The 13,784-nt window shown below is 70.5% G+C and carries 10 protein-coding genes; 2 read left to right on the top strand and 8 right to left on the bottom strand.

Annotated features, from left to right (window positions below; all coding sequences use genetic code 11):
* Positions 1–217 precede the first annotated feature (217 nt).
* The 8 genes from FRADC12_RS19940 to FRADC12_RS19975 form a co-directional block, all read right to left on the bottom strand.
* Positions 218–943, bottom strand: a complete 726-nt coding sequence (locus FRADC12_RS19940) for a maleylpyruvate isomerase family mycothiol-dependent enzyme (protein ID WP_045877768.1) — start codon at positions 941–943, stop codon at positions 218–220.
* Positions 940–2,640 carry a (2,3-dihydroxybenzoyl)adenylate synthase gene (locus tag FRADC12_RS19945; RefSeq protein WP_045877769.1) on the bottom strand — a complete coding sequence of 567 codons (1,701 nt, stop codon included), beginning with the start codon at positions 2,638–2,640 and terminating at the stop codon, positions 940–942. The genes FRADC12_RS19940 and FRADC12_RS19945 overlap by 4 nt, the downstream gene beginning before the upstream one ends.
* Positions 2,621–4,714 carry an acetate--CoA ligase family protein gene (locus tag FRADC12_RS19950; RefSeq protein ID WP_045877770.1) on the bottom strand — a complete coding sequence of 698 codons (2,094 nt, stop codon included), beginning with the start codon at positions 4,712–4,714 and terminating at the stop codon, positions 2,621–2,623. The genes FRADC12_RS19945 and FRADC12_RS19950 overlap by 20 nt, the downstream gene beginning before the upstream one ends.
* Positions 4,711–6,273: an FAD-dependent monooxygenase gene (locus tag FRADC12_RS19955; protein WP_045877771.1), complete on the bottom strand. Its 1,563-nt coding sequence runs from the start codon at positions 6,271–6,273 to the stop codon at positions 4,711–4,713. The genes FRADC12_RS19950 and FRADC12_RS19955 overlap by 4 nt, the downstream gene beginning before the upstream one ends.
* Complete coding sequence (locus FRADC12_RS19960) at positions 6,273–7,085, bottom strand: fumarylacetoacetate hydrolase family protein (protein WP_045877772.1); 813 nt, start codon at positions 7,083–7,085, stop codon at positions 6,273–6,275. Before FRADC12_RS19960 ends, FRADC12_RS19955 begins: the two co-directional genes overlap by 1 nt.
* The gene (locus FRADC12_RS19965; RefSeq protein ID WP_045879914.1) at positions 7,085–8,170 is read right to left on the bottom strand and encodes a cupin domain-containing protein; all 1,086 of its coding nucleotides are present in this window, start codon (positions 8,168–8,170) and stop codon (positions 7,085–7,087) included. Before FRADC12_RS19965 ends, FRADC12_RS19960 begins: the two co-directional genes overlap by 1 nt.
* A gap of 120 nt (positions 8,171–8,290) precedes the next feature.
* Entirely contained in the window at positions 8,291–9,094 is an 804-nt protein-coding gene (locus FRADC12_RS19970) for a PaaX family transcriptional regulator (RefSeq protein WP_045877773.1), read from the bottom strand.
* Positions 9,091–10,023 (bottom strand): alpha/beta hydrolase, encoded by a 933-nt coding sequence (locus FRADC12_RS19975; protein WP_052711032.1) that lies wholly within the window; start codon positions 10,021–10,023, stop codon positions 9,091–9,093. Before FRADC12_RS19975 ends, FRADC12_RS19970 begins: the two co-directional genes overlap by 4 nt.
* Positions 10,024–10,244: 221 nt before the next feature.
* Here FRADC12_RS19975 and FRADC12_RS19980 point away from each other — a divergent pair, with 221 nt between their 5' ends.
* Entirely contained in the window at positions 10,245–11,918 is a 1,674-nt protein-coding gene (locus FRADC12_RS19980) for a GGDEF domain-containing protein (protein ID WP_045877774.1), read from the top strand.
* A 445-nt stretch (positions 11,919–12,363) separates the two neighbouring features.
* Positions 12,364–13,758: an alpha/beta hydrolase domain-containing protein gene (locus FRADC12_RS19985; RefSeq protein ID WP_052711033.1), complete on the top strand. Its 1,395-nt coding sequence runs from the start codon at positions 12,364–12,366 to the stop codon at positions 13,756–13,758.
* Positions 13,759–13,784 lie beyond the last annotated feature (26 nt).

A 13,784-nucleotide genomic window follows, 5' to 3' on the forward strand; every position in this document is an offset into this window, starting at 1 on the left:
TGCTCCTTGTCGTGACTTGATGCGGAACCAGACGGAGGGTGGGGCGAACGGGGACCGGCGGGTCAGGCGCTAGGAGTTCTCAGCCGTCCTGTTGCCGGGCCATCGACCTCAACCTCAATGAAGCCGGACTCGCCAAGGACGGTTCGATGGCCCACGATGGCGGGCCAGCTTGCGTCACATTCGGCGGTGCGCCGGCGTAGGGATGTGGGGCAGTGCCTTATAGCCAGGCCGGTAGTGGCGGCAACGATATTGGAAGATCATTGAAGGCGGGTCTGCCGGTCAGCCAGCCGGCGGTGGTGGCTGCCGGCACGCGGACCGCAGGGTGCGGTCCGGCGTGCTGCCCGGCGCCGCCCAGCGCCCAGGCACGTTCGCGGTCGGTTGGTGCCAGGACGAGGCAGGGGCAGCCGGGTTTCGCGGAGAGTGTGGTGGTGACGTCATCGAGGAGCAGGTCGATGATATCGGCGGGGATGTCGTGGACGGTCGCGCCGGTGTCGATGTCAACGGCGTGCAGCCACACCTCGCGGATGCGTAGCCATGGCACCTCGGCGGCGGGAATGACCCGGCCGAGCGCGCTGCGGATCTGCCTGTGCCATTGCTCGTCGCTGAGCTGGGCGAGGCTGTGGTCCAGGGCTTGGGCGGTGCTGGCGGCGTCCTGGCGCAGGATGGGTGCGGCCTCGGCCGCGGTCCGGGCGATCTCGTCGGCACGTTGCCCAGCGCTGGAGTACATCCGGGATTCGACGCCGGTTCGGGCCCAGTCCACCAGCCGGCCGAGGGCTTCGGCGTTGCGGGCGACGTGCGCGATGACATGTCCGCGGGTCCAGCCGGGCAGGAGGCTGGGTGTACGGAACTCGTCGTCGGTTAGCTTGGCGACCTGACTGAGCAGATGGGTGGTGCCCTCTCGGAGCCAGGGCAGGGTGACGGAGATATCGTGCCGGCCGGTCATGCCATAGCGCCCGTCGCGATCCGTTGGGCGATGTCGGCGCGGAGAGCCTTCTTATCAATCTTGCCGACGTTGGTGATGGGAAGTCGGCCAACGAGGACGAGCCGGTCGGGGAGTTTGAACCGGGCGACTCCGGCCTTTTCCATCGTCTCGCGAACGTCCTGCAGTGTGGTGGTCGTGCCGGGACGCGGCACGACGTAGACACAGACCCGCTCGCCGAGGACCGGGTCGGGCATGGCCACGGCAGCGACCTGGCTGACGGCCGGCAGCAGGTAGACGAGGTTCTCCACCTCTTCCGCGGAGATCTTCTCACCGCCCCTGTTGATCATATCCTTGTCGCGGCCCTCGACGACGAGGTTCCCGTCGGGTGTCCACCGGCAGATGTCGCCGGAGCGGTACCAGCCATCCGCGGTGAAGGCGCGGGCGTTCTGCTCGGCGGCGCGGTAGTAGCCGCGGGGGGTGTATGGCCCGCGGGTGAGCAGCGAGCCAGACTGCCCGAGGCGTACCTCGCGGTCGAGCTCGTCGACGAGCCGGACCTCGTCGGCCGGCGACAGCGGACGGCCCTGGGTGGTGCAGATGACCTCGTCGGGGTCCTCGAGCCGGGTGAAGTTGAGCAGCCCTTCGGCCATGCCGAACACCTGTTGGAGGGTCGTCCCGAGGATGGGTTTCACGGCGCGGGCGAGCTCGTCGGCCAGCCGGGCCCCGCCGACCTGCAGGACGCGCAGGCTGGCCAGCTGCCCGGCGCCGTGCTCGTTGGCGTAGTCCAGCCAGCGGCCGACGACAGCTGGGACGACGGCGGTATGCGTGACGCCGTACGCGGCGATCGTCGCGAAGGCGCGGGCGGGCTCCGGCGACGTGACGGTGACGACGCGGCCGCCCCTGAGCAGGGTGCCGAGAATGCCGGGACAGGCAAGGGTGAAGTTGTGCCCGGCCGGCAGATTCACGAGGTATGTGGTGTTGGCGTCGATCCCGCTGATCCTGGCGCTGGCTTGGGCGTTGTAGGCGTAGTCGTTGTGGGTACGGGCGATGAGCTTGGGAAGCCCGGTGGTACCACCGGACAGCAGGAACACGGCGATGTCGGGCGCGTCCGGTGCGGTGGCGTCCATCTGGGACCGGGCCGCGTCCGGTGATTCGGAAGGTGCGCACAGCGCCCGCAGGTCGACACTTCCGGGCGCGATGTGGTCACCAGCGACGAGCACATGCCACGCGGCGCCGGTGACCGCGGTGACCGGCCCGGCGAGGGCATCCGCGAGTTGCTGGTGGTCGAAGCCGCGAAGCTGGTCCGGTACGGCCATCGCGACGGCTTCGGCATGGGTGGCGAGGTAGGTCAGCTCGGCACGGCGGTGTCCGGGCAGAGCCATGACGGGCACGACGCCGGCGCGCAGACAGGCGATCGTGAGTACGACGAACTCCCAGCCGTTGCCAAGCTGCACGACGATCCGGTCGCCGCGACAGATGCCCAGGTCGTGCAGGCGCACGGCGACCGCGTCTGCGCGGTCGAGCAGGTCAGCGTAGGTGAGCTGCACACCGCGTCCGCCGTCCGCGCCGGGGTCCACGACGGCTGGCGCCTGCGGTGCCCGGTCGGCCACGGAGCGCAGGAGCGCGCCGAGCGGTGTGCCCGGCCAGTAGCCTTCGGCGATGAACCGCCGCGCCTCGGCCGGGGGCCACGGGACGATGTGGTCAGAGATCGGGCTGGGCATCATCAACATCCCTGGTGATGACCACGGCGTCGAGCGCTACGAGGCCGTCTGTTGTCAGCCGGATCGGGTTGACCTCGATCTCGTCGAGCGCCGGGTTGGCGGTGAGCAGATCACCGAGTGCGGCGAGGATTCGGCCGAGCTCGCTGGTGTCAAGGGCCGGGCCGCCGCGCCATCCGAAGAGGGCCTCTCGTGCGGCCAGGTCGCAGGGCATGGCAGCGGCGTGGGCAGGGTCGATGGGAGCGAGGCGGATTGCCACGTCGGCCACGGCCTCCGCGGTTGTGCCGCCCAGGCCGACGAGCACGATTGGCCCGAAGACCGGGTCGCGGCGCGCGCCGGCAATGAGGTCGATGCCGCTCGGCGCCATGGATTCGACGAGATACCTGTGCGCCCCGATCGCGTCGAGCCGGTCGAGCGCTCGGTCGAGGTCCGCGGCGCTGTGGATGTCGAGGTGCACGCCCCCGGCCTCGCTCTTGTGCAGGATTGCCCCGTCAAGCACCTTCACCGCCACCGGGGCTCCCAGCTCGGCAAGCGCCGCGTGCGCGGCGGCCCTGTCGGTGCAGGCGCGGCGCCGCGGCGTGCGAATGCCGAGCTGGTCGAGCAGGTGCTTGGCCTGGTCCTCGTCGTGTGCGCCGGTGACGCCGTGGACCACAGGACCGGCGGGTCTGGTCGTGCCGATGCCGCTGGCCGTGGCCGCGCGGGCGTGGGCGTCGGAGGTCAGCGCGGCGACGGCGGCCGCCACGCCGCGCGGGCTGCTGGCGACCGCGACCCCGGCAGCGAGGAGGGCACGCCGGTCGTGGTCGACGGCCGCACCGACGCCGCCGAGGCCCAGCACCAGGGGTACCTCCGGGCGGCGGCCGGTGCTGGCCGCGGCGACGAGGTCGACCGCGTCGGGCTCGTGCAGGGCGTAGGCGGCGATGACGTCGACACCCGGATCGTCGCTCACGGCCGTGAGAACCTCGCTGAGGACCTCGCTGGGCCGGCCAGTGTCGACGGGGTTGCGCTGGAAGGTCAGCGGCGGTAACAGCTGGGCGAGCCGGTCCTGGGTGGCCGCCGTCAGATCGGGGATGCGGGTTCGCCGGCCTTTGAGGTCGTCCAACAGCAGCAGCCCGGGGCCGGCCTGAGCGGTGACCAGGCCGACCCCGGGATCGATAGTGGGCCGCGCGCGCGTGACGGCGAGTGCGCCGACCGCGTCGACCAGCTCGCGCTCGTCGGACACCAGGACGGCGCCGGCCTGTGCGAGTGCCGCCCGGGTGGTCTGCCAGGACGTGGCCAGGGCGCCGGTGTGCGAGGCGGCGAAGGCACCGATGTCGTACCGGCCGACGACGAGCGCGACGACGGGCCGGGACCGGGCGAGTCGACGGACACTGTCGACGAGACGCGGCCCGTCGTGGACGGACTCGACGTGCAGTGCGACGGCCCGGGTCGCCGGGTTGCCGGCGAGGTGGTCGAGGACGTCGGGGGCCGACACGTCGACGGCGTTGCCGAGCCCGACAGCGAGGCTGATCCCGTGTCCGGCCTCGGTGAGCATGAACGCCAGAGCATGGTTGACGCCGCCGCTGGCCGCCACGATCGCGACCGACCCGGCCGGGACGGTTCCGGCGCCGGGCACGAAGCTGGCGGTGAGGCTCCTGTGCGGGGCGAGAAATCCGCTCGTGTTGGGGCCCAGAAGCCGGATGCCGGTCTCCGCGACGATACGGGCCAGGTCGTGCTGGTACCCGACGCCGGGACCGCCGGCTTCGGCGAACCCACCCCCGCAGATCACAGCGGCGCCGGCGCCGGCGCCGGCGGCTTCGGCGAGGACCGGCGCGCAGGCCGCGGCCGGGACGCAGATCGTCACCAGATCGATCGGCCCGTCCTGCGCCGCGTCGGTGACCGTCCGGTACATCGTGTCGTCGCGCGGATTGACCAGTGCCAGGCGCCGCCCGGTGGCGGCGAACGGCGCGAGGGAGCGTGCCAGCGCGGCACCGAGCTTGCCGGGGCCGCGAGACGCTCCGACGACCGCGATGCCCCGCGGGTCGAACAGTGCGGTCAGGCGTTCGTCTGCCGTCAGCGCGGCGGGCGCAGTGCGGCTCATGCGGCGACGCCGACGAGGTCGGCACGGCCGGACAGCACCGCGGTCACGGCGTGGTCCTGGTCGAGCGTCGGTTCGATGAGCAGCGCGGGCAGGCCGAGCTCCATCCGGGCGTGCTCGCACAGCAAGGTACGCGTGAGCGGGGTTCCCCCGTGGACCGCGACGAGGACCGGGGCCGCGTCGACGATGAGGCTCACCAGCCGGCGGGCCGCGTCAGCGAGTCCGGCCTCGTCGTCGGGGGCGGTGAGCAGGGCGCCCCACGGGGCGGGGCGCGGGTGCGTCGACAGCGGAAGGCCATCGACGGTGCATGGCGTGCCGTCCGGTTCGGTGGTGACGCGCAGAACCCGTTCCGACGCGGCCCAGCCGGCGTGGAAGACCGGGGTCTGCAGGGGCTCGGCGCCGTGCAGCGCGGTCCACGCCTCATGGCTGGCGGCGACAAAGGCGGGGGCGCGGCGCGCAAGTCGTGCGTCGGTGATGCTGCGGGTGAGGAAATGGTAGGCGAACTGCCACGGTTCGAACGCGTCGTGGTAACGGCCGAAGTGTTCCCACCAGGAGAGGCTGGGCCGCGCGGAGTCCTGGATCTGGCGGACGGGTGGCTGCGCGGCCACCTCGTACGCGGCGAGGGCGGCGGGGAGGTCATCGGGGTGCTCGCCCAGGCTGGCGGCGAGCGCGATCGCGTCCTCCATCGCCATCTTCGTGCCCGAGCCGACGGAGAAGTGCGCGGTGTGCGCGGCGTCGCCGAGCAGTACCACGGGCCGCGGGCTCAGGGTGTGCCAGCGGCGGGTGCGGCGGGTGCGGAAGTTGGCCCAGCGGGAGTTGTTGGTGAGCAGCCGCCTGCCGTCGATCTGGTCCGCGAACAGCTTCTCCAGGTATGCCTTCGACTTCATATCGCTGGCGCCGGGCGTCTGGGTCACGTCGAACTCGTCGAGGCCGGCGCGGCGCCAGGACGCCTCGTCCGTCTCGACGATGAAGGTGGAGACGCGGTCGGAGATCGGGTAGCCGTGTACGGCGAAGATGCCATCCGGGCCGCGTTCGTGCACGAAGGTGAGGCCGCCGAACAGGTAGTCGGTGCCGAACCAGATGAACTTCGCGGTGGCAGTGTCGACCTCGACGCCCAGGTCGGTGCCGAGCTGGCCCCGGACGGTGGAGTTGGTGCCGTCGGCGGCCACGAGGAGGTCATAGCCGCCGAGGCCGGTCAGCGACACCGGCGTGGTGAACCGCAGCCGGGCGCCGGCCTGTTCGGCGCGTTGCTGCAGGAGGAACAGGAGGGCCTGCCGGGCGATCGCGGCCATTCCGTTACCACCGCAGCGGATCCGCTCGCCCTTGACCCGGACTTCGATGTCCTCCCAGTGGCGTCCGTGCGTGCTCAGCGCCTCGCGCAGCACCGGGTCTGCCTGGTCGATGCCGGCCAGGGTGCGGTCCGAGAACACGACTCCGAAGCCGAAGGTGTCCTCGGCGCGGTTGCGCTCGAACACGGTGACCTCGGCCGACGGGAGGGCCCGCCGGACCAGGGTGGCGAAGAACAGCCCGCCGGGGCCTCCTCCGGCAACGGCGATGCGCATCAGGCTTCCTCGACGAACGTGTTGCGCAGCTCGCCGATACCCTCGATCCGCGTCACCATCCGTGAACCAGCTGACAGGTAACGCGGTGGCTTGCGGGCGTGCCCGACGCCGCCCGGGGTGCCGGTGGCGATGAGGTCTCCCGGCTCCAGCGTGATGATCTGTGAGATGTACGCGACGAGGTCGGCCGGTCCGAAGACGAGATCCGCGGTGTGGGCCTTCTGGACCTGCTCGCCGTCGACGTCGCAGGAGATCTCGCCTGGCTCTGTGTCGGTGACCAGCCACGGCCCGACGGGCGTACTGCGTTCGAAGGTCTTGCCCTGCAGCCATTGCGTCGTGCGGTACTGGAAGTCGCGGGCGGTGACGTCGTTGACCACGGTGTAGCCGGCGATGGCGGCGGCGGCCTGCCCGGGTGTGGCGTGCCGGACCTCGGCGCCGATGACGACGCCGAGCTCAGCCTCCCAGTCGACCTCCCGCGAACCGGCCGGCAGCACGACGGGGTCGAAGGCGCCGACGAGCGCCCGCCCGAACTTCGCGAACAGCGTCGGGTGGGTGGGCAGCTGGCGGCCCATCTCCAGGATGTGGGTGCGGTAGTTGAGCCCGACGCACAGCACCTTGCGTGGGGCAGGCACGACGGGTGCGTAGTCAAGCGTGTCGAGCGCGTGGCGCGGGCCAGCCGCCTGTTCGGCAGCCGTCTTCCAGCCGGGCCGCGCGAGCAGCTCGCCGACGTCGGCGGCGCCCACCTCCACGGCGCCGTCGTCGTCCACGCGCGCCGCGGCGGTACCAGTGCTTACCCGAATGGTCGCGAGCCGCATTACGCCATCTCCTCACGCTCGGTGTGGGCTAGGCCAAGGGCCTCGAATACCGGCTCGTCCGAGTAGCGGAACGCGTCCAAGCCGGGTTCTGACATCAGTCCCAGTGGTGCCCAGGACGGCACGGCGAAAAGGTCACCGGTTCCCACCTCGAAGCGTTCGTCTCCGATCCGGACGACGCCTGAGCCCGCGAAGATCTGGTACACGGACGACCCGGTGGAGCGGGTGACGGCGGTGCGGGTGCCGGGGCGCAGCCGGTGCATCTCGCAGCGCATGGTGGTCAGACAATCTCGGGCCGTGGCCGGATTGGTGAACCGGACCACGGCGTGGCCCGGCTCGACGACGCCGGGGTGGCCCTCGAGCTCCAGGTCGAGCTGTGCGGTCAGCGCGGCGTCGGTGTGCTCCCATCGATAGGCCATCAACGGGGACGCTTTCGGCGTCGGCGCACCGACCGGGGTGAGCCCCGGGTGACCCCAGAGCCGCTCGTTGCGGGACGAGGCGGGTGTGGCCTGGGTGCCCAGCTCGTCCGGGCCGAACTCGAAGAACCCCGCATCGATCTGCCGCACCAGCGGAATGTCCAGCCCATCGACCCAGGCCATCGCCCGGTCGGTGGTGTTGTGGTGCTCGTGGAAGTGCATGCCCGGTGTCAGGAGGAGGTCGCCGCGCCGCATCGCGACCGGGTCGCCTTCGACGTTGGTCCACACCCCCTCGCCGTCGATCACGAACCGGAACGCGGTCTGGCTGTGCCGGTGGGCCGGGGCCTTCTCGCGTGGGCCGAGGTACTGGACCGCCGCCCACAGCGTCGGCGTGGCGTACGGCGCACCGGCCAGGCCGGGGTTGGCCAGCGCGATCGCGCGGCGCTCCCCGCCGCGGCCGACCGGCACGAGAACGCCGGCGCGCTCGGCCAGGCCCAGCAGCGTGGGCCAACGCCACACCATGGGCACGGCCTCCGGCCGCGGGATGGCTGGCATCAGGTCGCCGATGTGGGTCCACAGCGGCGACATGTGCGCTGCGGCGAAGCGCTTGTAGAGCTGGTCGAGCTCGGCCTGATCCCGAGCGGAGACGCTCGGGGACAGCGCTGAAGTCATGATCACCCGCTTCGGGTCAGACGGGTCGCCGCGCGTGCGGCACGCGTCGAGAGCTGAGTTCTGGGTCAAGTCTATGACGACCGTCTAGAATTTGAAACATATCGGGCCTAGATCGGGTGATCAAGGGCTGGTGGCGGTCAGTTCGTCGACGAACGCGTCGGCCGCCGGTCGCAGGAACCCGTGCGCCTCGAGGAAGATCTCGTCGGCCAGGCGCCCATGCCAGCCTTCGGGCAGCAGCTCGGGGGGCAGGTCGGGGTCGCGGAACGGGAAGAGGCGGTAGTCGTGGATCAGCCGGGTGCGCTCCACCAGCGCCGCAGCGCCCGTCAGCCGGCCGGCGCGGTAGTCGGCCAGCCGTGGACGGTAGACGTCGAGCAGGTCGGCGTAGTCGCGGTCCAGCTGCTTGAGGTCCCACGCTCGGGAGGCGATGTCACGATCGGAGCGCAGCCCGGTGGAGCGGGACCGGAACACGTCGAGCTGGATCGTGGGCTCGCCGACAAACTCCGCCTTGACCTGCTCGACCCGGTTGTGCGGGCTGAGCCAGACGCCGGGAGAAAGTGGCCCGAAGCCCCACCACGCAAGCTTCTTGCGCAGCTGGTCGCGTAGCGTCCGTTCGGTCTCAGGCACCGTGTAGAGCACCATGTGCCACTGGCCGTCCCACGGGGCCCGCACCCGGTCGAAGATCCGCGCGCGGCCCTCGTCGAACAGCTTCCAGGCCGCCGGGGTGAGTGCGTAGATCGTCTCGCGGCCTTCGCGCCGGCTCTCCAGCCAGCCCTCCTTGCGCAGCCGGGTCACCACCACCCGGACCGTGGCCTCGGGGACGTCGAAGCAGCCCATCAGGGCGACGAGGCCGCGCAGGCGGACCTCGCCGCCCCGATAGCGCAGATAGTCTCCGAACAGGTCGAACACCAGCGACCTCGGCTTCACGAAGGCTCCATGACTGCCTGGCTGGGCGCCTGACGGAACTGCTCGACGAGGAACTCGATCGTGCGGTCCAGGGCCGCCGCGCCGGCATGCGGAGCGCCCACCCAGATGTGGTTCGCCCCGTCGAAGGTCTGCGACTGCGCCTTGGCTCCAGCGGCCTCCAGCGCCGCATGCAGGCGCTCGCTCTGCACGTGCGGGACCAGGCTGTCGGCCGTGCCGTGCAACAGCAGGAACGGTGGCGCGTCCCCACTGACATGAGTGACCGGACTGGCCTCCGCCGCCAGCTCCGGAACGCTCGCGGGAGGCGCGCCGAGGAGGCGGGCCTCCCGGCTGGTGGCGTCCAGGGGGTCGGCCCCGACGTCGTGGGCCAGGCCGGCCAGGTCGCTGGGGCAGTACCAGGTGACGACGGCCGCGACCGTGCTCGGCGGCCCCGTCACGCCGACGTCGCCCTCAAGGACCGGATGGCCACCGGTCAGGCCCAGGAGCGCCGCGAGGTGCGCCCCCGCGGACTCACCCCAGGCGGCGATCCGCTCGGGGTCGACGCCTATCTCCCCGGCCCTGCTGCGCAGCCAGCGGACCGCCGCCTTGGCATCGTGGAGCTGCGCCGGCCAGGTTGCCTCCCCGGAGAGCCGGTAGTCGACGCTGGCCACGGCGATCCCCGCCGTAGCCATCCGCTCGAACGGGCTCGGGCTGATCCCGGCGTGGTCATATCCGATGAACTGCCGGCTGCCCAGGGCCCAGCCGCCGCCGTGGAAGAACAGGGTGAGCGGCGCGGGGCCCTGTGGCGGTAAGTAGAGATCGAGCTCCAGGGGCCGGCTGCCCATCGTGCTCGCGTACGGAACGCCGCTGAGGATTCGGGTACCGCCGGCGCCCAGCCGGGCGGGGGGCAGCGCGGTGTGATGGGCCGGCCCTGGAAAGGGAAACGTTGGCATAACGGCCACTCGAACCTTCCGACTAGACAGGTGACCGGGCGAATTCTGTTACGTCCTTCAGTCGGCCGTCAACTGAGTGCAACATGCGATCCGCTCGTGGCCGGAGTGGCCGGATGACTCCCGGAGCTTGGTCGTCGTGGCCCCGCCAGATCCAGAAGTGCCTTCGCTGGATCACGAGCCGCCAGCGGGGCGTGGGTAGACTTACCCTGGGGTGTTGTGTCATGGTCCGACTACGCAGCGTCCTTGGCGTCACGTCGGCCCCGTGGCGTTCGACCGGCGCGGGTTGGACGCCACGGTTGTTGCGGTACGCCGTCGCGATCTGCGTGTTGCTCGTCGGGCTGGCCGTCGCATTCGCGGTACTTCTGGAGCCGCGGCACGGCTTGATCGGCACGAACCTGGTCGACGCCATCGCCCAAGGCGCGGCCCTGGCCGCCTGTTTGTGGACCGCTCGTCGGGTTTGCGGTGCCGAGCGCCGATGGCGGGTGCTGATCGGTATCCAGGCCGGCGGTGGATTGCTCGGCAGCCTGCTGTTTGTGCTGATGTTGCAGGCTGGGGCCGATGTCAGCGGTCACATAGGCCGCGGCTATGCGTTCTTCCTTGTCAACTACGCGGTGGCGCTGGCCGGGCTGTTGTCTCTGCCCACGGAGTCGATGGGCGGCCATAGCGGTGCCTACCGCTGGTATGCGATCACTCTGCTGGACTGTGCGCTGGTAGTTGGCTCGCTCGCCCTTCTGGAGTGGGGGACGGCGCTCGGCGCTTTGGTACGCGCGGATGTTCCCAACCTGACCCAGTTCGTGCTGGCTTTGGCCTATCCGGTGGGCGGCCTGGTCCTAGCCACGGCGGTCGTGCTGATCGCGAGCTTCCGGCGGCCCCGGTCTCCCGCGGCGCTTGGTTTCCTCGGCCTGGGCCTGCTAGCCAGCGGGATCACCAGCAACATCTTCGTCTACAGCGTCGCGCACGGCAGGACCGAGTTGCCACCGTGGCTTCTGATCGGCTTCATCATTGCATTCTTGCTGATGTTCCTCGCCGTGCTCGTCCCAGTCCCGGCCGCCTCGCGGCCGGACCGCCTCGTTTCGCCCAGCGCGCGGGCGATGTGGATGCACGCCATGCTGCCCTACGGGGTCCTCTGCGCGGCGGGGGCGCTGGCTGTTGGCAAGCTGCTCGGCGGCGTTGGACTGGACCGGTTCGAGACTTATGGCATGGTCGGGCTGCTGCTGGTGGCTTTGGTCCGGCAAATAGTCACGTTGCGGGAGAACACCCAGCTGCTCGCCGCGGTGCGGAAGCGGGAGCGGCAGTTGCACCACCAGGCTTTCCACGACCCGCTGACCGGTCTGGCGAACCGGGCGATGTTCACCCGACAGCTGGGGCGGGCGCTCGAACACGACCGTGGTGACCTCGACAATGTCGACGGTCCGCGGCCGTTGTCCGTGCTGTTCCTGGATCTCGATGAGTTCAAGCAGGTGAACGACACCTTCGGTCACGCCGTCGGAGACGAGCTTCTGAAGATCAGCGCGAAACGGTTGCGGGCCGGGACGCGCCCGACGGACACCGTCGCTCGGCTCGGTGGCGACGAGTTCGCCATCATCCTCGCCGGCTGCGGCCCCGTGGATCCCCGCATGGTCGGCGAACGGCTCGCGGCGGCGATCCAGGCGCCCTGCCCGCTGGCCGGGCGGCCATACGCCCCTCGGGCTAGCCTCGGCCTGGTCACCCTTGACCCCGCCAACCTGCCTGCCAGTCCTGACATCCTGCTCCACCAGGCAGACCTGGCGATGTACGCGGCGAAGCGGGAACGGGCGGGCAGGCTGGTCGTCTACCGGCCCGAGCTGGCCTTACCGACCGCCACTGCGCCGACACCATCATCTCCTGGGTCTCCCGGCGGTGCCAGCCGACGCTGACCGGGCAACGTCGGCTGGACGGCCCGCCCAGGACTGTTGCCGTGTCAGCGTCACCTTGAAGAGGCAAGTGGTGGGGCCGCGTCATTGCGCCGTCCTGGAAGGTGCGGGGCTCGTCCAGAGGAACCAGGCGTCGCCCGAGCGCACGAGCACTTCGGCGCGTCGCCGATCGGCTCCGTCGGACCCCACGGGGCCGGCGTATCTGAGAAGGGCTCCTTGACTTCGTGCGAGGAGGCGAACTAGCGTGCCCGCACCCGAGAGTAATCTGATTACTGTTCTGCTGAGGTGGACGATGAGTGGGCAAAACGTGACGCGAGCAGGGCGGCGCTGGGCCGTCTCGCTGGCGGCCTTATCGCTGGCCGTCGTGGCCGCCGGCTGCTCGAGCAGCGGCGCGGCGGGCACATCGACGTCGGCGACGACGTCTCGGTCCGTTGCGCGGACTCCGACTGTGACCGGCCCGGTGACCGGCGGGAAGGGGCAGCCGGCGCTGCTCGACCTGACGCTCAAGCCGGCAACGTACGGCTATTCGGTTGACGAGTACTTCCTCCAGGGCACCGCGACCGCCTACCAGCCTGTCGGCCCCCTTGGCGTCGACGGCAAGTGGCAGGTGAAGGAGAGCACCACCGCGCCGTACAAGACGCGCATGGTTATGTGGAAGCCGCAGAATCCGGCCGATTTCGACGGGACGGTGTTCGTCGAGTGGCTGAACGTGAGCGCGGGCTTCGATGTGCCTTTCGACTGGTTCACGGACCACAACTACGTCCTCGATGAGCATGCCGCCTGGATCGGCGTTTCCGCGCAGGCCGCCGGCATCGTGGGCGGCCCGAGCATCATGTCTTCGGCGGCCGCGCCGCCCGGCGGACTCAAGACAACCGATCCAGTGCGGTATGCATCGCTGAGTCATCCCGGTGACGGGTACTCGTATGACATTTTCTCTCAGGCCGGTCTTGCTGTGCGCGGGGACGGCAAGGGTGTGAACCCGCTCGCGGGCTACCAGGTGAAGCGGGTGATCGCCGACGGGGAGTCGCAGTCGGCCTTCCGGCTCACCTCGTATGTCGATGCGGTGCAGCCGCTCGCGAAGGTGTATGACGGGTTTTTCATCCACAGCCGCGGCGGTGACGCGGCGTCACTCGCGATCAACGGGGAAAGCCGCGGCGACCGGACTATCCCGAACGGAGTGAAGATCCGCGATGATGTCGACGTGCCGGTCATGATGGTCCAGACCGAAAGTGACGTCCGCTGGCTGGGATACGCCTCCGCCACACAGCCGGATTCGGACAACTTCCGGCTGTGGGAGATCGCGGGCGGGTCGCACGTCGACGCGTACAACGGGCTGGGCGACGACGGGGACGGGGCAGCGGAAGCCGCGCTGCTCGGCCCGACGAAGTTGACACACGGGCCACTCGCCTGCGCGTCCACTATCAATGCCGGCGTGCAGCAGCCCGTGGTGGTGGCCGCGCTCGCCGGCCTCGAGAAGTGGGTACGGGACGGCACGCCCCCGCCGAGCGCGGCACGCCTTGAGCTCACCGGCTCAGGCGACAACATCAACATCGCGAGAGATGCACACGGGATCGCCGTCGGCGGGGTCCGCACGCCGCTCGTCGACGTACCTGTCGTGCGCAACACCGGCGAAGTGAACACTGGCGCCTCGCCCTTCTGCGCCGCGTTCGGGACGTCCTCTGCCTTCGACGCCACTACGCTGGCACAGCTATACCCTCATGGCGGCAGCGACTACGTCGCGGCCTTCGCCAAGGACGCGGACCAGACTGTGAAGGCCGGCTTCTGGCTGGCGTCCTCGGCCCGCAACTGGAAGGCCGCGGCCGCGGCGGTGGCGTTCAACTGACCGCACGAACGATCGACCCGCTCCAG

Source organism: Pseudofrankia sp. DC12 (assembly GCF_000966285.1).
Taxonomy (GTDB): Bacteria; Actinomycetota; Actinomycetes; order Frankiales; family Frankiaceae; genus Pseudofrankia.

What these genes read in the sequence shown, in the direction of transcription:
- FRADC12_RS19955 (WP_045877771.1), bottom strand. Translation starts at nt 6,273, where the DNA reads ATGCGCATCGCCGTTGCCGGAGGAGGCCCCGGCGGGCTGTTCTTCGCC.
- FRADC12_RS19940 (WP_045877768.1), bottom strand. Translation starts at nt 943, where the DNA reads ATGACCGGCCGGCACGATATCTCCGTCACCCTGCCCTGGCTCCGAGAG.
- FRADC12_RS19975 (WP_052711032.1), bottom strand. Translation starts at nt 10,023, where the DNA reads ATGCCAACGTTTCCCTTTCCAGGGCCGGCCCATCACACCGCGCTGCCC.
- FRADC12_RS19980 (WP_045877774.1), top strand. Translation starts at nt 10,245, where the DNA reads ATGGTCCGACTACGCAGCGTCCTTGGCGTCACGTCGGCCCCGTGGCGT.
- FRADC12_RS19945 (WP_045877769.1), bottom strand. Translation starts at nt 2,640, where the DNA reads ATGCCCAGCCCGATCTCTGACCACATCGTCCCGTGGCCCCCGGCCGAG.
- FRADC12_RS19960 (WP_045877772.1), bottom strand. Translation starts at nt 7,085, where the DNA reads ATGCGGCTCGCGACCATTCGGGTAAGCACTGGTACCGCCGCGGCGCGC.
- FRADC12_RS19965 (WP_045879914.1), bottom strand. Translation starts at nt 8,170, where the DNA reads ATGACTTCAGCGCTGTCCCCGAGCGTCTCCGCTCGGGATCAGGCCGAG.
- FRADC12_RS19950 (WP_045877770.1), bottom strand. Translation starts at nt 4,714, where the DNA reads ATGAGCCGCACTGCGCCCGCCGCGCTGACGGCAGACGAACGCCTGACC.